Here is a 19,237-nt window from a genome sequence, read left to right as displayed (position 1 = left end):
CCGATGCCCGCAGACGTCGGTACGGCTTCGCACATCGCAATGCCGTCACGTCGCTAATGTATTACGCCTAGTGCAAACCCCGATGTTTTGCGACGCAGCAGGCGCACACAATAGTCGCCGGTATACGGTGCCGCAGCCTTCACTTCGCGCACGCGTATCCACGGTAGCCGCACCGTTCCCACCAATACCTAAAGCGGCAAACATGGCGACAAAGCGCCGCAGTTCGAACCATTGTCAGTAGCCGGGCACAACCTGGCAGCAGCAAGAGGGCGGGCAGGAGACTATGACTCAGGAAATCATCCTGGAAACGAAGAACCTCACGAAGGAATTCAAGGGGTTCACTGCGGTGAGCGACGTCAACCTGCAGGTGCGGCGCGGCTCGATCCATGCCTTGATCGGACCGAACGGCGCGGGCAAGACCACTTGCTTCAACCTGCTCACCAAATTCCTGGAGCCCACCACGGGCACCATCCTTTTCAACGGCATCGACATCACGCGCGAGAAGCCCGCACAGATTGCGCGGCGCGGCGTGATCCGGTCGTTCCAGATTTCCGCCGTGTTCCCGCACCTGACCGTGCGCGAGAACGTGCGCATCGGCCTGCAGCGCCAGCTGGGCACCGCGTTCCAGTTCTGGCGCAGCGAGCGGTCGCTCGACGTGCTCGACGCGCGCGCCATGGACCTGCTGGACCAGGTGGGCCTGACCGAGTTCGCCGAGACCACCACCGTCAACCTGCCGTACGGCCGCAAGCGCGCGCTGGAGATCGCCACCACGCTGGCGATGGAGCCCGAGCTGATGCTGCTGGACGAGCCCACGCAGGGCATGGGCCACGAGGACGTGGACCGCGTGACGCAGCTGATCAAGAAGGTCTCGGCCGGCCGCACCATCCTGATGGTCGAGCACAACATGAACGTGGTGTCGTCGATCGCCGACAAGATCACGGTGCTGCAGCGTGGCGCCATCCTGGCCGAAGGGCCGTACGCCGAGGTGTCGAAGGACCCGCGCGTGATGGAAGCCTACATGGGCACCGCCGACGCCGAACTGCAGGGGGCGCACTGAGATGAGCACGAACGCATCCAATGTCCCCGCGCTGGAGATCAAGGACCTGCACGCCTGGTACGGCGAATCGCACATCCTGCACGGCGTGGACCTGACCGTGAACCGTGGCGAAGTGGTCACGCTGCTGGGCCGCAACGGCGCCGGCCGCACCACCACCATGCGCGCGATCATGGGCCTGACCGGCGCGCGCAAGGGATCGATCAAGATCAACGGCAACGAGACCATCGGCCTGCCCACGCACAAGATCGCGCACTACGGCATCGGCTACTGCCCGGAAGAGCGGGCGATCTTCTCCAGCCTGTCGTGCGAGGAAAACCTGCTGCTGCCGCCCGTGCTCAAGGGCGCCAGGGGCGGCGACACCCCCGGCATGAGCGAGGCCGAGATCTACGAGATGTTCCCGAACCTGCGCGAGCGCAAGCAGAGCCAGGGCACGCGGCTGTCGGGTGGGGAACAGCAGATGCTGGCCGTGGGCCGCATCCTGCGCACGGGCGCGAACCTGCTGCTGCTCGACGAGATCTCCGAAGGCCTGGCGCCGGTGATCGTGCAGGCGCTGGCGCGCATGATCCTGATGCTCAAGAAGAAGGGCTACACCGTGGTCATGGTGGAGCAGAACTTCCGCTTTGCCGCACCGCTGGCCGACCGCTTCTATGTGATGGAGCACGGCACCATCGTCGAACGCTTTGCCGCCAGCGAGCTGCAGGCCAAGATGCCGGTGCTCAATGAACTGCTCGGGGTCTGACCCGCTGCGCCCGACCGGCGCCAGGGTCGTAATTCCGGATCGTGTGAATCGTATTTTTACGAGATGGCAGGAACGGGTGGCAGCACGCCGCCGCAACTCAGGAGACAAGACATGAAGATGAATCGGCTGGCTGTCGCAGTGGCGGCAACTGTCTTTGGCGCGTTTGCAGGGGGCGCTTCGGCGCAGGTATCGAACGATACCGTGAAGATCGGCTACATCACCGACATGTCTGGCCTGTACGCCGACATCGACGGCCCGGGCGGCCTGGAAGCGATCAAGATGGCCATCGAGGATCACGGTGGCAAGGTGCTGGGCAAGCCGATCGAACTGGTCAGCGCCGATCACCAGAACAAGGCCGACATCGCCGCGTCGAAGGCGCGCGAATGGATGGACCAGCAGGGTCTGGACATGCTGCTGGGCGGCACCAATTCCGCCACGGGCCTGGCCATGAACAAGGTGGCGCAGGAAAAGAAGCGCGTCTACTTCAACATCGGCGCCGGCACGGCCCGCCTGACCAATGAAGAGTGCTCGCCGTACACGGTGCACTATGCCTATGACACGGTGGCGCTGGCCAAGGGCACCGGCAGCGCGGTGGTGAAGCAGGGCGGCAAGAAGTGGTTCTTCCTGACCGCCGACTACGCCTTCGGCCATTCGCTCGAAAGCGATACGGCGGCCGTGGTGAAGGCCAATGGCGGCACGGTGGTGGGCCAGGTGCGCCACCCGCTGTCGGCGTCGGACTTCTCGTCGTTCCTGCTGCAGGCGCAGGCATCGAAGGCTGACATCCTGGGCCTGGCCAATGCCGGCGGCGACACGATCAACGCGATCAAGGCCGCCAAGGAATTCGGCATCACCAAGAGCATGAAGATTGCCGGCCTGCTGATGTTCATCAATGACGTGCACAGCCTGGGCCTGAAGAACACCGAAGGCCTGCTGATGACCGACAGCTGGTACTGGGACATGAACGACGACACCCGCAAGTTCGCGAACCGCTTCTTCGGCAAGATGAAGAAGATGCCGAGCAGCCTGCAGGCCGCCGATTATTCCGCCGTCAGCACGTACCTCAAGGCTGTGGACGCCGCCAAGACCGATGATCCGGACAAGGTCATGGCCGAGCTCAAGAAGATGAAGATCAACGACTTCTACAACAAGAGCTACATCCGCGCCGATGGCCGCAATATCCACGACATGTACCTGATGCAGGTCAAGGCGCCGGCGGATTCGAAGAAGCCGTGGGACTACCTGAAGGTGGCGGCGACGATCCCGGGGGACCAGGCGTTCACGACGGTGGCCGAGTCGAAGTGCTCGATCCTGAAGAAGTAAGGTAGCAGGCAAATCAGCGATGGTTTGCTCCCCTCTCCCGCTGGCGGGAGAGGGGCAGGGGGAGAGGGATGGCGTACCAAGGCCGGATGATGGCAGGTTGAGCCGCTGAACCCTCTCCCCCGACCCCTCTCCCACGCGTGGGAGAGGGGAGACACCAACAGGCAAATCAGCCCATGGATATTTTCGGAATTCCGCTACCCGCCATGCTGTCCCAACTGCTGCTGGGTCTGGTCAATGGCGCTTTCTACGCGATGCTGAGCCTGGGTCTGGCCGTGATCTTCGGCCTGCTCAACGTGATCAACTTTGCGCACGGCGCGCTGTTCATGCTCGGTGCCGTGCTGGCGTGGGCCGGCATGGAATACGCCGGCCTGAACTACTGGGTGATGCTGGTGCTGTCGCCGCTCGTGGTGGGCCTGCTGGGCGTCATCATCGAGAAGACGATGCTGCGCTGGATCTACAAGCTCGATCACATCTACGGGCTGCTGCTCACGCTGGGCATCACGCTGATCATCGAAGGTATCTTCCGTTCGATCTACGGCGTGTCGGGCCTGCCGTATTCGCCGCCCGACGCCCTGCAGGGCGCCACGGACCTGGGCTTCATGATCCTGCCGAACTATCGTGCCTGGGTGGTGGCCGCGTCGGTGGTGGTGTGCCTGGCCACGTGGTTCACGATCGAAAAGACCAAGCTTGGCGCGTACCTGCGCGCCGGCACCGAAAACCCGAAGATGGTGGAAGCCTTCGGCGTCAACGTGCCGCTGATGGTGACGCTGACCTACGGCTTCGGCGTGGCGCTGGCGGCGTTTGCCGGCGTGCTGGCGGCGCCGGTGATCCAGGTGTCGCCGCTGATGGGCCAGAACCTGATCATCATCGTGTTTGCCGTGGTGGTGATCGGCGGCATGGGTTCGATCATGGGGTCGATCATCACGGGCCTGGGGCTCGGCGTGATCGAGGGGTTGACCAAGGTGTTCTACCCGGAAGCATCGTCGACCGTGGTGTTCTTCATCATGGTGATCGTGCTGCTGCTGCGCCCGGCCGGGCTGTTCGGGAGGGAAAAGTGATGAGCGGACCGACTGGACAAACGGCTGTGGCCGTCGAGGCCAAGGGCTTCAAGGAAGGGACGGGATTGCAGAAGAAGGTGCTCTACGGCCTGCTGCTGCTGGGCCTGATCGTGGCGCCGCTGGCCGGCGCCTACCCGGTGTTCGTGCTCAAGGTGCTGTGCTTCGCGCTGTTCGCGTGCGCATTCAACCTGCTGATCGGCTTTACGGGCCTGCTGTCGTTCGGCCATGCGGCGTTCTTCGGCGGCGCGGGCTACGCGGCCGGCCATGCGATGAAGGTGTGGGGCGTGACGCCGGAGCTGGGCCTGCTGTTCGGCACGCTGTCCGGCGCGGCGATCGGCTACGTGGTGGGTTCGCTGGCCATCCGGCGCCAGGGCATCTATTTCTCGATGATCACGCTCGCGCTGGCGCAGATGCTGTTCTTCTTCTGCCTGCAGGCGCCGTTCACGGGCGGCGAGGACGGCTTGCAGGGCATTCCGCGCGGCAAGCTGTTCGGCGTGTTGCCGCTGGCCGACGACATGACGCTGTACTACGTGGCGCTGGCCATCATCGTGGCTGCCTTCGCGCTGATCGTGCGGACGGTGCACTCGCCGTTCGGCCAGATCCTGAAGGCCATCCGCGAGAACGAGCCGCGTGCGATCTCGCTGGGTTACGACGTCGACCGCTTCAAGCTGCTGGCCTTCGTCATCTCGGCGGCGCTGTCCGGCCTGGCCGGGTCGATCAAGGCGCTGGTGCTGGGCTTCGGCACGCTGACCGACGTGCACTGGTCGATGTCGGGCTCGGTGATCCTGATGACGCTGGTGGGTGGCCTGGGGACGCTGTCTGGCCCGATCGTCGGCGCGTTCGTGGTGGTGGCGCTGGAAAACAAGCTCGGCGACATTGGCACGTTCCTGGCCAACCTGACCGGCATCGGCTGGTTCAACGCGCTGGGCGAGTCGGTGACGATGGTGACCGGCGTGATCTTCGTGATCTGCGTGCTGACGTTCCGACGCGGCATCATGGGCGAGCTGATTGCGCTGACTGGCCGGAAATCGGACAAGCACTAGCCGGCCACCCCGAGTGGAGATCGGGCGACATGCCCGATTTTGGGGCTAGGGTTATTGCTGACTTGTTTCATACGCACCGGTTCGTTACATTGCATATACGGTTTTCGCAGGTTAATTGGAGGCGGAAGCGAGGAGACGACAGGCGCGCACCCGGTGTCGGGTAGCAGCAGCCAATACGATAAAGAGGCGTTGCTGGGTGATCCCCGGCAACGCCTTTTTCATTTCTGGCTTCCGGAAACCGCCGCCTGCGGCACGCGCCCGAGTGGATGTGCGTCCGATGCATCTTCGGCATGACCGCCCGCCAGCCCCCATGCGACAATGCCGGCAGCTTCTTCGGCCGCGCCATGTCCACCCCTTCCGAATCCCCCGGTTTCCAGAAAGTGCAGTATCAGATACGCGTCGGCGGCAGCGCCGATGGTCCCGCCATCGACGCGTGGCTGAACGCGCGCGCGCCGCTGCCGGTGCCCGAAGCCCGCGCCCGGAGACTGTCTCTGGACGCCTTGCTGGAGCAGGGCGGCCACGGCATCTGTGTGCTGGGCGTCGGCACCAACGCGGTGCGCGAACCCGGTGAAGCCGATACCGCGCTGGCCTGCCTGACGCCTGTCACGCTGGTTCACAGCCTGTCGCTGGGCGGGCGCGTGGCGATGGTGGCCGAATGGTGGCCGCCGGGCGCCGATGCGGCGGGCTGGCTCGAAGCGACGTGCCAGCTGCTGGCCGACTGGTGCCGTGCCCATGGCATCCGCCATATCCGGCTGGCGCCGGGGCTGGTGGCCGACGCCGCGCGGCCGCCGCGGGGCTTTCAGCGCGACGCCGATGGCCTGTGGCTGCGCAGCCTGATTCCCACCCCGAAACGGCTCGGCTGACCCGCAGCGGCGCCGTTTTCCCGCCCGGGCGAGGCGACGCGTTGCCGCCTGCTTCGATTCTTTCTATCCCCTCGATTCCTTTCACCGCTTTTTCGACCGTTCGGACTGTTCAACCATGGAGTTTGTATTTCTGGCCGCCGCCGCGTTTCTGGCCGGCATGATCGACGCTGTGGCGGGCGGGGGCGGCCTCGTGCAGGTGCCGGCGCTGTTCTCGACCTATCCCAACATGTCGCCGGCGACGTTGATCGGCACGACCAAGGTGGCGTCGCTGGCGGGGACGTCCAATGCAGCCTTCCGCTTTGCGCGCAAGGTACGGATCTACTGGGGCGCCACCGCGCCCGCGACGCTGGCAGCCTTCGTGTTCTCGATGGCCGGCGCGTGGACGCTGACGATGATCCCGGCCGAGCCGCTGCGCAAGGCGCTGCCTTTCGTGCTGCTGATCCTGCTGGTCTATACGGTGGTGAAGAAGGACCTCGGCACCGAGCACGCGCCGGTGCTGTCGGGCGGGCGCGAACGGCTGGCGGCGCTGCTGGCCGGCGCGGCGATCGGGTTCTACGACGGTGTGTTCGGCCCCGGCACGGGCAGCTTCCTGATGATCGTGTTCGTGCGCGTGTTTGGCTACGACTTCCTGCACGCGTCGGCTTCGGCCAAGATCGTCAACCTGGCCACCAACCTGGCGGCGCTACTGCTGCTGTCGGCCAAGGGCCATGTCTGGTGGCAGCTCGGCATCGTGATGGCCCTGGCCAACGTGGCCGGCAGCCAGGTGGGCAGCAAGCTGGCATTGCGGCACGGCAGCCGCTTCGTGCGCAAGGTGTTCATCGCGGTGGTCAGCGCGCTGATCCTGAAGACCGCCTACGACGCGTTCCTGCGCTAGGCCGCAGCAAGTGTCCGCACCGGGCTGGAAGCCCCGTCGGACAATGGAAACCCGCGACTGTTGCGCCTGCGCCGCTGCGGGTTAATCCGGCCTTTTCGTATCACATCGCTGTGTTAGACTCGATTCGCATTCCCGACCGCGCGGTCGGGAAATGCAACTGCGCAATCCGGGGGTAATGGCGCAGGACGGGAAAAAACGGGACGAACTTCGATGCTCCCGGCTGAGATCGGATGCCAGCGTTGCATCCGCCAAAGAGCCTGCCAGAGTGGGCCACAAAAAAACTGAAGGCATCCGTCGGCCGGAAGCCGGCGGGTGCCTTTTTCCGTTTTTGGAATCGAAGGAGACAAGCCATGACGTTCAAGCGCGCCAGCCTGCTGGCACTTGCCGCCGCCAGTCTGTTCTCGGGCGCGGTCAGCGCCCAGGTAAAGGTCGGGGTCACGGTTTCGGCGACCGGGCCGGCCGCCTCGCTCGGCATCCCCGAGAAAAACACCTTCACGCTGCTGCCCAAGGAAATCGCCGGCAAGAAGATCGAGTACATCGTGCTTGACGATGCCACCGACACGACCACGGCGGTCAAGAACACGCGCAAGCTGATCAGCGAAGACAAGGTGGATGTGGTGGTGGGTTCCACCGTCACGCCCAATTCGCTGGCCATGGTGGATGTGGCGGCCGAAAGCGAGACGCCGATGATTTCGATGGCCGCTTCGGCCCGCATCATCGAGCCGATGGACAGCAAGCGCGCCTGGGTCTTCAAGACGCCGCAGAACGACTCGCACATGGCAACCGCCCTGGCCGAGCACATGACCAGCAACAACGTGAAGACGGTGGCATTCATCGGCTTCGCGGACGCCTATGGCGACAGCTGGGCGCAGGAATTCGCCAAGGTGGCGGAAATGCGCAAGATCAAGGTGGTGGCCAACGAGCGTTTTGCGCGTACCGACAATTCGGTGACGGGCCAGGTGCTGAAGATGATGGGCGCCAATCCGGACGCCGTGCTGATCGCCGGTTCGGGTACGCCGGCCGCGCTGCCGGCCAAGGCGCTCAAGGAGCGCGGCTACAAGGGCAAGATCTACCAGACGCACGGTGTGGCCAACCCCGACTTCCTGCGCGTATGCGGCAAGGATTGCGAAGGCACGTTCCTGCCGGCCGGCCCGTTGCTGGTGGCCGAGCAGCTGCCCGACACCAATCCGGTGAAGAAGCCGGCCATGACCTACAAGACCGCATACGAGAAGGCGTTCGGCGGACAGGTATCCACCTTCGGCGGCCACGCCTGGGATGCGGGCCTGCTGCTGCAGAACGCGATTCCCGAGGCGCTCAGGAAGGGCCAGCCCGGCACGAAGGAATTCCGCAAGGCGCTGCGCGATGCGCTGGAGCAGACGAAGAACCTGCCGGTATCGCACGGCATCATCAACATGAGCCCCACCGACCACCTCGGCATGGACCAGCGCGCGCGCGTGATGGTGCAGATCGTCGATGGCAAGTGGAAGCTGCAGAAGTAAGCCGGCACAAACCGACCGGCTGGCAGGGGTCACCCGCTGGGCAGCGTAGCAACGCAGGGCGCATGGCAGACCATGCGCCCTTTTTTTGCCGCCGTGGATTCCCGCCACCCTCTAGGCATTGCGCGGTGGAGTCTCTAAGCTGAGGCTGCGGTAGCGGCAGGCAGGCAGGTTTTCCGGCGCTGGCGCCCGCCACGCGCGCACATAACACGGGCAGACAATGGACCTATCGATTGCGGCCATTCTGGCGCAGGACGGCATCACCTCCGGCGCGATCTACGCGCTGCTGGCACTGGCACTGGTGCTGGTGTTCTCGGTGACGCGCGTCATCTTCATCCCCCAGGGCGAGTTCGTGGCCTACGGCGCGCTGACGCTGGCCGCGATGCAGGCGGGCCACGCGCCGCAGACCACGTGGCTGCTGCTGGCCATGGGCGTGCTGACATTCCTCTACGACGGGGTGGCGGTGCTGCGCAGCCCCGAGCTGCGGCTGGCCGCGCCGCGCCGCATCCTCGTCCTGGCCGGCAAGTACCTGCTGTTCCCGGGCGCCGTGCATGTCCTGGTGCAGCAGTACGGCGGCATGCCGCTGCCGATGCTGGTGCAGATCGCGCTGACGCTGCTGATCGTGATCCCCCTGGGGCCGATGCTCTATCGCCTGGCCTATCAGCCGCTGGCCGAGGCCAGCACGCTGGTGCTGCTGATCGTGTCGGTCGGCGTGCATTTCGCGCTGGTGGGATTGGGGCTGGTGATGTTCGGTGCCGAAGGCTCGCGTACGAATCCGTTTTCCGATGCGCGCTTCGATGTGGGCAGCCTCAGCGTGTCGGGGCAGAGCATGTGGGTCGTGGCGGTGTCCGGTGTACTGATTGCGGCGCTGTATTTTTATTTCGAGCGCACGCTGCAGGGCAAGGCACTGCGCGCCACCGCCGTGAACCGTCTGGGCGCGCGGCTGGTTGGTATCGGCACGACGCAGGCCGGGCGCCTGTCGTTCACGCTGGCCGCCGCGATGGGCGCGCTGTGCGGCATCCTGATCGCGCCGCTGACGACGATCTACTACGAATCGGGCTTCCTGGTGGGGCTCAAGGGGTTCGTTGGCGCCATCGTCGGCGGGTTGGCCAGCTATCCGGTGGCGGCGCTCGGCGCGCTGCTGGTGGGGCTGCTCGAATCGTATTCGTCGTTCTGGGCCAGCGCGTTCAAGGAGGTCATCGTCTTCACGCTGATCATTCCCGTGCTGCTGTGGCGTTCGCTGACCAGCAAGCATGTCGAGGAAGAGGAGTAAGCCATGACGATGCTGACCGACAAGCCGCTGGAGAAACACGTGGAGTCGCACAACGGGAATTCGCAAGGCCGGCCGCAATCGCGACGTGAAGGCCACCTGCGCGGGGCCACGCGCAACCGCGTGCTGGCGCTGGGCTTTGCCGTCGTGCTGGCGCTGCTGCCGGTGCTGCCGACACCGGAGTTCTGGATCACGCTGGGTAACTACATCGGGCTCTACAGCATCGTGGCGATCGGCCTGGTGCTGCTGACGGGCGTGGGCGGCATGACGTCGTTTGGCCAGGCCGCATTCGTGGGGCTGGGCGCCTACAGCACGGCGTACCTGACCACGCAGTTCGGGCTGTCGCCATGGCTGGGACTGATCGTCGGGCTGGTCATCACGATGGCGTCGGCCTATGTGATTGGCCTGATTACGATGCGGATGTCGGGCCACTACCTGCCGCTGGCGACGATAGCCTGGGGCCTGTCGCTGTTCTTCCTGTTCGGCAACCTTGAATTCCTGGGCAAGTACGATGGCCTGAACGGCATTCCGGTGCTGTCGTTCCTGGGTATCGAGCTGCAGTCGGGCCGGTCGATGTTCTACCTGATCTGGGCCGTGGTGCTGCTGGCCGTGGTGGCCATGCAGAACCTGCTCAATTCGCGGCCGGGACGGGCGATCCGCGCGCTGAAGGGCGGCGGCACGATGGCCGAGGCGATGGGCGTGAATACCGCGTGGATGAAGGTGGTGATCTTCGTCGTGGCGGCGATCCTGGCGTGTGTCTCGGGCTTCCTGTACGCGCACCTGCAGCGTGCCGTGAACCCGACGCCGTTCGGGCTCAACTACGGCATCGAATACCTGTTCATGGCCGTGGTGGGCGGTGTGGGGCACGTCTGGGGCGCCGTGCTCGGCGCGGGCATTCTGACCATCCTCAAGGACGTGCTGCAGGGGCTGCTGCCGAGGCTGCTTGGCAGCACGGGCAACTTCGAGATCATCGTCTTTGGCGTGCTGCTGGTGCTGCTGCTGCAGTACGCGCGCGATGGCATCTGGCCGTTCCTGCGCAGGCTGATGCCATCGGGGCCGCCCGTGGTCGCGCCGGATCAGGCCGAGGCCCTGGCGGTACGGCAGAAACCCGGGGCCGGCGAGCTGATCCTCGACGTGCGCGCGGCGCGCAAGCAGTTCGGCGGCCTGGTAGCGGTGAACGACGTGAGCTTCCAGGTGCGTGCCGGCGAGATCGTCGGGCTGATTGGCCCGAACGGCGCGGGCAAGTCCACGACCTTCAACCTGGTGACCGGCGTGCTGCCACTCACGCGCGGCGAGGTGCGCTATCGCGGCGAGGTGATATCGGGCCTGCCGTCGCGCGAGATCGTCAAGCGGGGCGTGGGCCGCACCTTCCAGCACGTGCATCTGCTGCCGACGATGACCGTGCTGGAGAACGTGGCCATCGGCGCGCACCTGCGCGGCGATTTCCGCGCACAGGGCGGCGTATCGGCGGCAATCCTGCGCCTGAACCGCGCGGAGGAACAGAAGCTGCTGTTCGAGGCCCGGCGCCAGCTGGAGCGTGTGGGCCTGGCCGACTGCATGTACATGGAAGCCGGCAGCCTCGCGCTGGGCCAGCAACGCATTCTGGAAATCGCACGCGCGCTCTGCTGCGACCCCGCGCTGCTGCTGCTCGACGAGCCTGCGGCGGGCCTGCGCTACAAGGAAAAGCAGGCGTTGGCGGAACTGCTACGCAAGCTGAAGGGCGAGGGCATGAGCGTGCTGCTGGTGGAGCATGACATGGACTTCGTGATGAACCTGACAGATCGGCTGGTGGTGATGGAGTTCGGCACGCGCATTGCCGAAGGGGTACCGGAAGCGGTGCAGAAGAATCCGGCCGTGCTGGAAGCCTATCTCGGCGGCGTCGAGTGAGGAAATGAGATGAGTCTGATTCTGGAGGTGAAGGACCTGCATGTGCGCTACGGCAAAGTGGAGGCCGTGCATGGCGCCAATCTGCAGGTGCAGGCCGGCAAGATCGTCACGGTGATCGGCCCGAACGGCGCCGGCAAATCGACCATGCTCAACGCGATCATGGGCGCGCTGCCGGTCAGCGGGTCGTCCAGCGGCACGGTCCGTTACCTGGACCACGACATGGCCGGCATTCCGGTGGAGGGGCGGGTGGCGCGCGGCATGTGCCTGGTGCCCGAAAAGCGCGAGCTGTTTTCGACGATGACCGTCGAAGACAACCTGCAGCTCGGTGCCTTCCGCCGCAAGCGTGCCGGCGAGCGCCACTATCTGGATCAGATGGACGTGGTCTATGACCTATTCCCGCGCCTCAGGGAGCGTGCCAGGCAGGAGGCCGGCACGCTGTCAGGCGGCGAGCGCCAGATGCTGGCGGTGGGCCGGGCGCTGATGGCCAAGCCGCAGCTGCTGATGCTGGACGAACCCAGCCTGGGCCTGGCACCGCTGATCGTGAAGGAAATCTTCCACATCATCAGCAACCTCCGCCAGACCGGCGTGGCGACGCTGCTGATCGAGCAGAACGCGCGTGCGGCGCTGCAGGTGGCCGACTACGGCTACGTGGTCGAGACTGGCGATATGGCCATGGAGGGCGAGGCCGCAGCGCTGGCCAGCAATCCCAAGGTCATCGAGACGTATCTGGGGCTGGCCAAGAAGGCGGCCTAAAGGCAACTCGTAGATGCCGCGCAGACGTTTCGTGGCACGTATACATCGGTTTGGAAAATAACGGTGCCCATTCTGGCGACGTTTTTATTCACGCAGCCGATGTTGTTCACAAAACTATCCACAGTGTGGATAACTATTGGCGAACCAGTTCGACGATATCGATCGCTGCCGCCGAAAGCAGCCATTCGCGGAAGATCGTCAGGGCCCGATGGTCGCTTTTTTCACGTGGCGCGCAGAGGAAATAACCGCGGTTCAACGTGACCGGCAGATCGAACGGCGCCACCACCTGACCGGCCTGCAACGCATCCCTGACAAGGCATCGCTGCAAAACGGCCACGCCCATGTCGGCCTTCACGGCCTCCAGCAGAATCGACACCTGATCGAATCCTCGGGCCAGCGCGGGCGCAGCGTTGGGTACGCCCGTGGCACGTAGCCAGTTCTCCCAGTTCCTGGGGGCAGTTGTGTGGAAAAGCAGCGGTTCGACCATCAGGTCCGACGGAGTTTTCCACAGATTGGAAGCTTGCCGCGCATGGGCCCGGGCGGGGTGGCAGACCGGCACCATTTCGCGTCCGATCACATAGTCCACCTGCAGGTTGGGCCAGTGGCTGGCTTCCCCGGTCAGGATCGCCGCATCGGGCTTTGCGCCGGCGAAGTCTTCGTCACGTCGGTAGGGCACGAAGTCGAGCCGGATATCGGGATGCTTGCGGTGGAAGTCAGGCAGGCGAGGGACCAGCCATACGCTGGCCAGTGTGGGCACCGCCGACAGCGTCAGGTGATGCTGCCGATCTTCCCCCAGCATCGCCCCGCTGGCGGTTTCGATCGCGGCCACCGGGGCCGCGATGGCGTCCAGGTATTGGCGCCCCGCATCGGTCAGCGTGAGCTTGTGGGCGTTGCGATGGATCAGCGGCTGGCCGAAATGCGATTCCAGCCGGGAAATGGCGCGGCTGATGGCGCCTTGCGTGACGCACAGCGATTCCGCGGCACGGGTGAAGCTGCCCAGCCTGGCAGCCGTCACAAATGCATGTAGCTCGGACATCGAAGGTGAGCGTATACGCATGACGACGTGTGCATGAGCTTTGGTAATGGAAGCGTGCAATATAGTCGTTTGTGCAGGGCCGGTAAACTGCCGAAACTCCCCAGCTCGGTCCCCGGATTCGAGAACGATAAAACGAGGAGTTTCACACCATGAATCGAGCCCTGCCTGTCCGCGCCACGCGCCGCCGCCTGATGTTTTCCACAATGTTGTCCACAGCCATCGGCGCCGCTTTTGGCGCTATGGCGATGCCGGTGGCGGCACAATCGAACTACCCGAACAAGCCGATCCGTCTGGTCGTGCCGTTCGCCGCAGGTGGCACCACCGACCTGTCGGCGCGCCTCGTTGCCGAGTACGCTGGACGCGAGCTGGGGCAGACGATCGTGGTCGATAACAAGGGTGGGGCAGGCGGTTCGATCGGCATGGAACAGGTGGCCCGCTCTGCGCCGGACGGGTACACGATCGGCATGGCCACGGTCAGCACCCATGGGTCCAACCCGGCGGTATACCCAAAGCTGGGCTACGACCCGATCAAGGACTTTGCGCCCGTCACCAACGTAGCGGCCGTTCCCAGCGTCTTTGCCGTGCATCCGAGTGTACCGGCCAAGACCATGCAGGAGTTTGTCGCACTGGCCAAGGCCAACCCGGGCAAATACACCTTTGCGTCGCCCGGTGCGGGCTCGCTCGGGCACGCCAACATCGAGAATTTCATGATGCTGGCCAAGATCGACCTGCTGCACGTGCCGTACAAGGGGGCCGGCCTGGCGCTGAACGATGCGCTGGCAGGGCAGGTGAATGCGATTACCGACAACCTGTCGACCACGTTGCCGCACGTGAAGGCGGGCCGGCTGCGCGCGCTGGCCCTGCTCGGGGCGCAGCGTTCCCCGCAACTGCCTAACGTGCCGACGTACGGCGAGCTTGGCTACAAGGATATGGGTGACGGTGGCTGGTTCGGCATCGTCGCCCCCGCGGGTACGCCCCAGCCCATCATCGACAAGCTGAATGCCGCCATCCACAAGGCGATGCTGAACCCCGAGTTCAAACGCAAGATCGAGGAATCGGGCGGCACGCTGGTGCCGACTACGCCGGACCAGTTCAAGGCCCAGATTCAGCAGGCCATGGCACGCTACGCCCGCGTGGCCAAGGCTGCCAACATCAAGCTGGATTGAGCCATGACGACGTTCGATACACCGTACCGCGCGGTACAGGGCGATGCGCCGGGCGGCCCCTATACGCTGGCATTGCCGGAAGGGCTGCCACTGCCGCTGGTCTGTGATTCGCCACACAGCGGCGTCTACTATCCGGCTGATTTCCAGGCGGCGGTGCCCTTGGCGCGGCTGCGTGGCGGCGAAGATACCCATATCGACACGCTGTGGTCGGCCATCCCGAAGGTCGGCGGCACGCTGATCGGCGCAACTTTCCCGCGCGTCTATATCGATCCCAACCGGATGCTGGAGGACCTGGACCCGGAACTGCTGGATGCGCCGTGGCCCACGCCGCTGTCGCCGGGCGAGAAGACGCGCCTGGGCTATGGCCTGATCTGGCGGAAACTCGACGCGGCCACGCCGATCTACGACCGCCAACTGTCGGTGGCGGAGGTACAGAACCGGATCGCACGCTACTACCGCCCGTACCACGCCGCACTGGCGGAGGCAGTGGAGACCGCGTATCGGCAATTCGGCGCACTCTGGCATCTGAACCTGCACTCGATGCCGAACAACGCCTACGAGCGGCTCAAGATCGATAGCCCGCATCCGTTGGCGGACTTTGTGCTGGGCGACCGCGATGGTACGACCTGCGAGCCCGGCATCGTGGATCTGGTGGAGCGGGAGCTGAAGTCCATGGGCTACACGGTGGCGCGCAACGACCCGTACAAGGGGGTGCAACTGATCGCGCAAATCGGCCGACCGGCCGAGCGGCGCAACAGCCTGCAGATCGAGATCCGTCGCCCGCTGTATATGGACGAGGCGACCAAGGCGCCGAACGAAGGATTCGCGACCTTGCAGCGCGATCTGGCATCGCTGGCGGAGCGCATCGCGATGTATATCCGGAGCCGGATCTGACAATGTTTCACGTGAAACAGAGTCGATAGGGAAGGGCCCTGTGCAAGCAGGGCCCTTTCTTTTTTGTCGAGAGTTGTCCACAGCACGACCGGTGTGTTTCACGTGGAACACACCGGCCCGTTCCAAGAGTATCTTCGGCGCCATGTTTCACGTGAAACTTCGCTGTGGGCCCAGTCCGCCAAACGAATGCCGCTATAATTCGACATCCCGAATTTTCCCGCCTAGCCTCCCGGAGGAGGTGTCCCATGCTTTACCCGAAAGAATTCGACGTCATTGTCGTCGGCGGTGGTCACGCCGGCACCGAAGCTGCCCTCGCCGCCGCGCGCATGGGCTGCCAGACACTGCTCCTCTCGCACAATATCGAGACGTTGGGCCAGATGAGCTGCAATCCGTCGATCGGCGGCATCGGCAAGGGACACCTGGTCAAGGAAGTGGACGCCATGGGCGGTGCGATGGCTGCAGCCACGGACGAGGCCGGCATCCAGTTTCGCATCCTCAACTCCAGCAAAGGCCCGGCCGTGCGCGCCACGCGGGCCCAGGCCGACCGTGTGCTGTACCGCAAGGCGATCCGCACGCGCCTGGAGAATCAGCCCAACCTGATGCTGTTCCAGCAGGCCGTCGATGACCTGATGGTGGAGGGCGATCGGGTGGTGGGGGCGCGTACCCAGGCGGGCATTGACTTCCGTGCGCGGGCCGTGGTGCTCACGGCGGGGACGTTCCTGGACGGCAAGATCCACGTGGGCCTGGACAACTACACCGGCGGTCGTGCGGGCGACCCCGCCGCCGTGTCGCTGTCGGCACGTCTGAAGGAATTGAAGCTGCCGCAGGGACGGCTGAAGACCGGGACGCCGCCGCGCATCGATGGCCGGACTATCGACTTTTCCGTCATGGAAGAGCAGCCCGGCGATCTGGACCCGGTGCCGGTCTTTTCGTTCCTTGGGCGCCCGGAGCAGCATCCCCAGCAGCTGCCGTGCTGGATTACCCACACCAACAGCCGTACCCACGACATCATTCGTGGGGGTCTCGATCGCTCGCCGATGTACACCGGCGTCATCGAAGGCGTAGGGCCGCGCTACTGCCCCAGCATCGAGGACAAGATTCACCGCTTCTCCGGCAAGGAAAGCCATCAGATTTTCCTTGAGCCGGAAGGGTTGACCACCAACGAGTTCTACCCGAACGGCATCTCCACGAGCCTGCCATTCGATGTGCAGCTGGACCTCGTGCATTCGATCCGCGGTATGGAGAACGCGCATATCCTGCGCCCGGGCTATGCCATCGAGTACGACTACTTCGACCCGCGCGGCCTGAAGGCATCGCTGGAGAGCAAGGCAATCCAGGGGCTGTTCTTCGCCGGACAGATCAACGGCACGACAGGCTATGAAGAGGCCGCAGCACAAGGCCTGCTGGCCGGTATCAATGCGGGATGCTTCGTGCGCGAGCGCGACGCCTGGACGCCGCGCCGTGACCAGGCCTACCTGGGGGTGCTGGTCGACGACCTGATCACGCGTGGCGTGACCGAGCCGTACCGGATGTTCACAAGCCGCGCCGAATTCCGTCTGAGCCTGCGCGAGGACAACGCCGACATGCGCCTGACCGAAGTCGGCCGCGAACTGGGCGTCGTGGACGATGTACGTTGGGATGCATTCAACCGCAAGCGTGACGCTGTTTCACGTGAAACAGAGCGATTGAAGTCCACGTGGGTCAACCCGACGCTGCTGCCGGAAGCCGACGCCGTACCGCTGCTCGGCAAGGCGATCGAGCGCGAATACTCGCTGGCCGATCTGCTGCGTCGTCCGGAAGTCCGTTACGAGGCACTGGTTGCCTTGCAGGACGGCCGCTACGCACCGGAAACGCCGCTTGCCGACGATGCCATGCTGGCCGAGCAGATTCGCGAGCAAATCGAGATTGGCATCAAGTACCACGGCTACATCGCGCGCCAGGCGGCCGAGGTGGACAAGCTTGGCGCCAACGAGGCGACCAAGCTGCCCCTGGACTTCGACTACACCGAAGTTCGCGGCCTGGGTTTCGAGGTCAGCCAGAAGCTGAATCAACACCGTCCGGAAACGCTGGGCCAGGCATCGCGGATCTCGGGCGTCACGCCGGCGGCGATCTCGCTGCTGCTGGTCCATCTGAAGAAGAAGGGCATGGGCCGTACGGGGCAGACGCACGGGAAGGCCGGCAACGGTCAGGAGGCTGCCTGAGTGGGAGGCTTGCGATACACCGTGGTCGACGAGGCCGCCCAGCGTCAGCGCCTGGAAGCCGGGCTTGGAGCCATCGGCCTGGCACTGGCGCCTGCCCAGATCGAGACGCTGTTCGCATACCTGACGCTGCTCCGCAAGTGGAACAGCGTCTACAACCTCACCGCCATCCGTCATCCCGACGAGATGCTGACCCACCACTTGCTCGATTCGCTCGCAGCGGTTCCTGCGCTGGCCGAGGCCGCGCGCAGCCCGGCCGTACCTGACGCTGCGCGGGGCAGGGTACTGGACGTGGGCTCGGGTGGGGGCATGCCTGGCATGCCGCTGGCCATTACCTGCCCCGATGTGTCGGTGCTGATGGTCGATATCGTTCAGAAGAAGACCGCATTCCTGACGCAGTGCCGCGCGCAGCTGCACCTGACCAATGCCGCGGCGCACTGGGGTCCCGTCGAGAAGATCGAGGACGCCGATGGCTATGCCGTCATTACGTCGCGTGCGTTTGCCGAGCTGACGGACTTTGTGAACCTGTCCGGCCACCTGGTGGCCCCAGGCGGCAAGCTGCTCGCGATGAAAGGGGTTTATCCCCAGGCCGAGATCGACCGGATGGAAGCCGCGGGCCTGATGCAGGCATGGCAGGTGGAAGCGGTGCCGAAACTGGTCGTTCCAGAGCTCGATGCGGAACGGCATCTCGTAGTGCTATCGCGGCGTTGAATTCGCTGTTTTAGAATTTGGTAAGTGTTATTCGTCGCATGAATACGAAGACACGCACAGGGAGCTGCAAGCGCATATGGCCAAGGTATTCGTGATCGCAAACCAGAAGGGCGGCGTCGGCAAGACCACCACCACGGTGAATCTGGCCGCCGGTCTGGCCGCGCAGGAGCAGCGCGTGCTGCTGGTCGACCTGGACCCCCAGGGCAATGCCTCGATGGGCTCCGGTATCGACAAGCAGTCGCTGGAACACAGTGTGTACCAGGTGCTGGTCGGCCTGGCATCCGTGCCGCAGGCAACCCGTCGGTCCGAGTCGGGCCGCTACGACGTGCTGCCGGCCAATCGCGAACTGGCCGGTGCCGAAGTGGAGCTGGTGGAGCTGGACCAGCGCGAGCGTCGCCTCAAGCAGGCGCTGGCCGAAGTGGACGACCAGTATGACTTCGTGCTGATCGACTGCCCGCCGTCGCTGTCGCTGCTGACGTTGAACGGCCTGTGTGCCGCGCATGGCGTGATCGTACCGATGCAGTGCGAATACTTCGCGCTGGAGGGGTTGTCCGATCTGGTCAACACGATCAAGCAGGTGCATGCCAACCTGAATCGCGAACTCAAGGTGATTGGCCTGCTGCGGGTGATGTTCGACCCGCGCGTGACGCTGCAGCAGCAGGTGTCGGCGCAGCTGGAGGCCCACTTCGCGGAAAAGGTATTCAAGACCGTGATTCCGCGCAATGTGCGGCTGGCCGAAGCGCCGTCATATGGCATGCCGGGCGTGGCATTCGATGCGTCCTCGAAGGGCGCCAAAGCGTATCTCGATTTCGGCGCGGAGATGATTGCGCGCGTACGCCAGCTCGGTTGAGCGGCACGAACAGACAGGGAAG

The 19,237-nt window shown here is 64.7% G+C and carries 17 protein-coding genes; 16 read left to right on the top strand and 1 reads right to left on the bottom strand.

The genetic code is table 11. The features are described from left to right. The first annotated feature begins 283 nt into the window (after positions 1 to 283). The 11 genes from D9X30_RS02350 to D9X30_RS02300 all read left to right on the top strand — a co-directional run bounded on the left by D9X30_RS02350 (position 284) and on the right by D9X30_RS02300 (position 12,360). A complete protein-coding gene (locus tag D9X30_RS02350; RefSeq protein ID WP_153946319.1) occupies positions 284 to 1,057 on the top strand; it encodes an ABC transporter ATP-binding protein in 774 nt (257 codons plus the stop codon). Position 1,058: 1 nt separating this feature from the next. Continuing rightward, entirely contained in the window at positions 1,059 to 1,796 is a 738-nt protein-coding gene (locus D9X30_RS02345; protein WP_061958431.1) for an ABC transporter ATP-binding protein, read from the top strand. Positions 1,797 to 1,907: 111 nt separating this feature from the next. Next, positions 1,908 to 3,116 (top strand): ABC transporter substrate-binding protein, encoded by a 1,209-nt coding sequence (locus D9X30_RS02340; RefSeq protein ID WP_153946320.1) that lies wholly within the window; start codon positions 1,908 to 1,910, stop codon positions 3,114 to 3,116. Between the two features lie 173 nt (positions 3,117 to 3,289). Then, a complete protein-coding gene (locus D9X30_RS02335; RefSeq protein WP_153946321.1) occupies positions 3,290 to 4,174 on the top strand; it encodes a branched-chain amino acid ABC transporter permease in 885 nt (294 codons plus the stop codon). Then, positions 4,174 to 5,217, top strand: a complete 1,044-nt coding sequence (locus tag D9X30_RS02330; RefSeq protein ID WP_153946322.1) for a branched-chain amino acid ABC transporter permease — start codon at positions 4,174 to 4,176, stop codon at positions 5,215 to 5,217. The genes D9X30_RS02335 and D9X30_RS02330 overlap by 1 nt, the downstream gene beginning before the upstream one ends. Before the next feature lie 290 nt (positions 5,218 to 5,507). Beyond that, entirely contained in the window at positions 5,508 to 6,080 is a 573-nt protein-coding gene (locus D9X30_RS02325; protein WP_228770798.1) for a hypothetical protein, read from the top strand. A gap of 115 nt (positions 6,081 to 6,195) precedes the next feature. After that, positions 6,196 to 6,954, top strand: coding sequence for a sulfite exporter TauE/SafE family protein (locus D9X30_RS02320; RefSeq protein WP_153946323.1), 759 nt, complete (start codon positions 6,196 to 6,198; stop codon positions 6,952 to 6,954). 350 nt (positions 6,955 to 7,304) lie between these two features. Beyond that, a complete protein-coding gene (locus D9X30_RS02315) occupies positions 7,305 to 8,453 on the top strand; it encodes an ABC transporter substrate-binding protein (protein ID WP_153946324.1) in 1,149 nt (382 codons plus the stop codon). 217 nt (positions 8,454 to 8,670) lie between these two features. Beyond that, complete coding sequence (locus tag D9X30_RS02310) at positions 8,671 to 9,723, top strand: branched-chain amino acid ABC transporter permease (protein WP_153946325.1); 1,053 nt, start codon at positions 8,671 to 8,673, stop codon at positions 9,721 to 9,723. 3 nt (positions 9,724 to 9,726) lie between these two features. Continuing rightward, the gene (locus D9X30_RS02305) at positions 9,727 to 11,607 is read left to right on the top strand and encodes a branched-chain amino acid ABC transporter ATP-binding protein/permease (RefSeq protein ID WP_153946326.1); all 1,881 of its coding nucleotides are present in this window, start codon (positions 9,727 to 9,729) and stop codon (positions 11,605 to 11,607) included. 9 nt (positions 11,608 to 11,616) lie between these two features. Further along, complete coding sequence (locus D9X30_RS02300; RefSeq protein WP_153946327.1) at positions 11,617 to 12,360, top strand: ABC transporter ATP-binding protein; 744 nt, start codon at positions 11,617 to 11,619, stop codon at positions 12,358 to 12,360. Positions 12,361 to 12,493: 133 nt separating this feature from the next. Here the strand turns inward: D9X30_RS02300 and D9X30_RS02295 are convergent, their stop codons facing one another. Continuing rightward, entirely contained in the window at positions 12,494 to 13,417 is a 924-nt protein-coding gene (locus D9X30_RS02295; protein WP_153946328.1) for a LysR substrate-binding domain-containing protein, read from the bottom strand. Positions 13,418 to 13,545: 128 nt separating this feature from the next. Between D9X30_RS02295 and D9X30_RS02290 the strand changes: the two genes are divergently transcribed. From D9X30_RS02290 to D9X30_RS02270, 5 genes are all read left to right on the top strand, one after another. After that, on the top strand, positions 13,546 to 14,562 hold the full coding sequence (locus D9X30_RS02290; protein WP_153946329.1) for a Bug family tripartite tricarboxylate transporter substrate binding protein: 1,017 nt from the start codon (positions 13,546 to 13,548) through the stop codon (positions 14,560 to 14,562). A gap of 3 nt (positions 14,563 to 14,565) precedes the next feature. Next, complete coding sequence (locus D9X30_RS02285; RefSeq protein ID WP_153946330.1) at positions 14,566 to 15,456, top strand: N-formylglutamate amidohydrolase; 891 nt, start codon at positions 14,566 to 14,568, stop codon at positions 15,454 to 15,456. A gap of 245 nt (positions 15,457 to 15,701) precedes the next feature. Then, positions 15,702 to 17,657 carry a tRNA uridine-5-carboxymethylaminomethyl(34) synthesis enzyme MnmG gene (gene mnmG / locus D9X30_RS02280; protein ID WP_153946331.1) on the top strand — a complete coding sequence of 652 codons (1,956 nt, stop codon included), beginning with the start codon at positions 15,702 to 15,704 and terminating at the stop codon, positions 17,655 to 17,657. After that, complete coding sequence (gene rsmG / locus D9X30_RS02275) at positions 17,658 to 18,365, top strand: 16S rRNA (guanine(527)-N(7))-methyltransferase RsmG (RefSeq protein WP_249640861.1); 708 nt, start codon at positions 17,658 to 17,660, stop codon at positions 18,363 to 18,365. Between the two features lie 76 nt (positions 18,366 to 18,441). Further along, on the top strand, positions 18,442 to 19,215 hold the full coding sequence (locus tag D9X30_RS02270; RefSeq protein ID WP_153946332.1) for a ParA family protein: 774 nt from the start codon (positions 18,442 to 18,444) through the stop codon (positions 19,213 to 19,215). Positions 19,216 to 19,237 lie beyond the last annotated feature (22 nt).

Source organism: Cupriavidus sp. U2, assembly GCF_009663685.2.
In the GTDB taxonomy this organism is placed as follows: domain Bacteria; phylum Pseudomonadota; class Gammaproteobacteria; order Burkholderiales; family Burkholderiaceae; genus Cupriavidus; species Cupriavidus necator_C.
Note: the sequence above shows the minus strand (reverse complement) of the source record. Positions and strands in the feature narration are given on the sequence as shown.

Bases quoted from the DNA above. Each gene is read 5' to 3' on its own strand.
- D9X30_RS02350 (WP_153946319.1), top strand. From the start codon at position 284: ATGACTCAGGAAATCATCCTGGAAACGAAGAACCTCACGAAGGAATTC.
- D9X30_RS02345 (WP_061958431.1), top strand. From the start codon at position 1,059: ATGAGCACGAACGCATCCAATGTCCCCGCGCTGGAGATCAAGGACCTG.
- D9X30_RS02340 (WP_153946320.1), top strand. From the start codon at position 1,908: ATGAAGATGAATCGGCTGGCTGTCGCAGTGGCGGCAACTGTCTTTGGC.
- D9X30_RS02335 (WP_153946321.1), top strand. From the start codon at position 3,290: ATGGATATTTTCGGAATTCCGCTACCCGCCATGCTGTCCCAACTGCTG.
- D9X30_RS02330 (WP_153946322.1), top strand. From the start codon at position 4,174: ATGAGCGGACCGACTGGACAAACGGCTGTGGCCGTCGAGGCCAAGGGC.
- D9X30_RS02325 (WP_228770798.1), top strand. From the start codon at position 5,508: ATGACCGCCCGCCAGCCCCCATGCGACAATGCCGGCAGCTTCTTCGGC.
- D9X30_RS02320 (WP_153946323.1), top strand. From the start codon at position 6,196: ATGGAGTTTGTATTTCTGGCCGCCGCCGCGTTTCTGGCCGGCATGATC.
- D9X30_RS02315 (WP_153946324.1), top strand. From the start codon at position 7,305: ATGACGTTCAAGCGCGCCAGCCTGCTGGCACTTGCCGCCGCCAGTCTG.
- D9X30_RS02310 (WP_153946325.1), top strand. From the start codon at position 8,671: ATGGACCTATCGATTGCGGCCATTCTGGCGCAGGACGGCATCACCTCC.
- D9X30_RS02305 (WP_153946326.1), top strand. From the start codon at position 9,727: ATGACGATGCTGACCGACAAGCCGCTGGAGAAACACGTGGAGTCGCAC.
- D9X30_RS02300 (WP_153946327.1), top strand. From the start codon at position 11,617: ATGAGTCTGATTCTGGAGGTGAAGGACCTGCATGTGCGCTACGGCAAA.
- D9X30_RS02295 (WP_153946328.1), bottom strand. From the start codon at position 13,417: ATGCGTATACGCTCACCTTCGATGTCCGAGCTACATGCATTTGTGACG.
- D9X30_RS02290 (WP_153946329.1), top strand. From the start codon at position 13,546: ATGAATCGAGCCCTGCCTGTCCGCGCCACGCGCCGCCGCCTGATGTTT.
- D9X30_RS02285 (WP_153946330.1), top strand. From the start codon at position 14,566: ATGACGACGTTCGATACACCGTACCGCGCGGTACAGGGCGATGCGCCG.
- mnmG (WP_153946331.1), top strand. From the start codon at position 15,702: ATGCTTTACCCGAAAGAATTCGACGTCATTGTCGTCGGCGGTGGTCAC.
- D9X30_RS02270 (WP_153946332.1), top strand. From the start codon at position 18,442: ATGGCCAAGGTATTCGTGATCGCAAACCAGAAGGGCGGCGTCGGCAAG.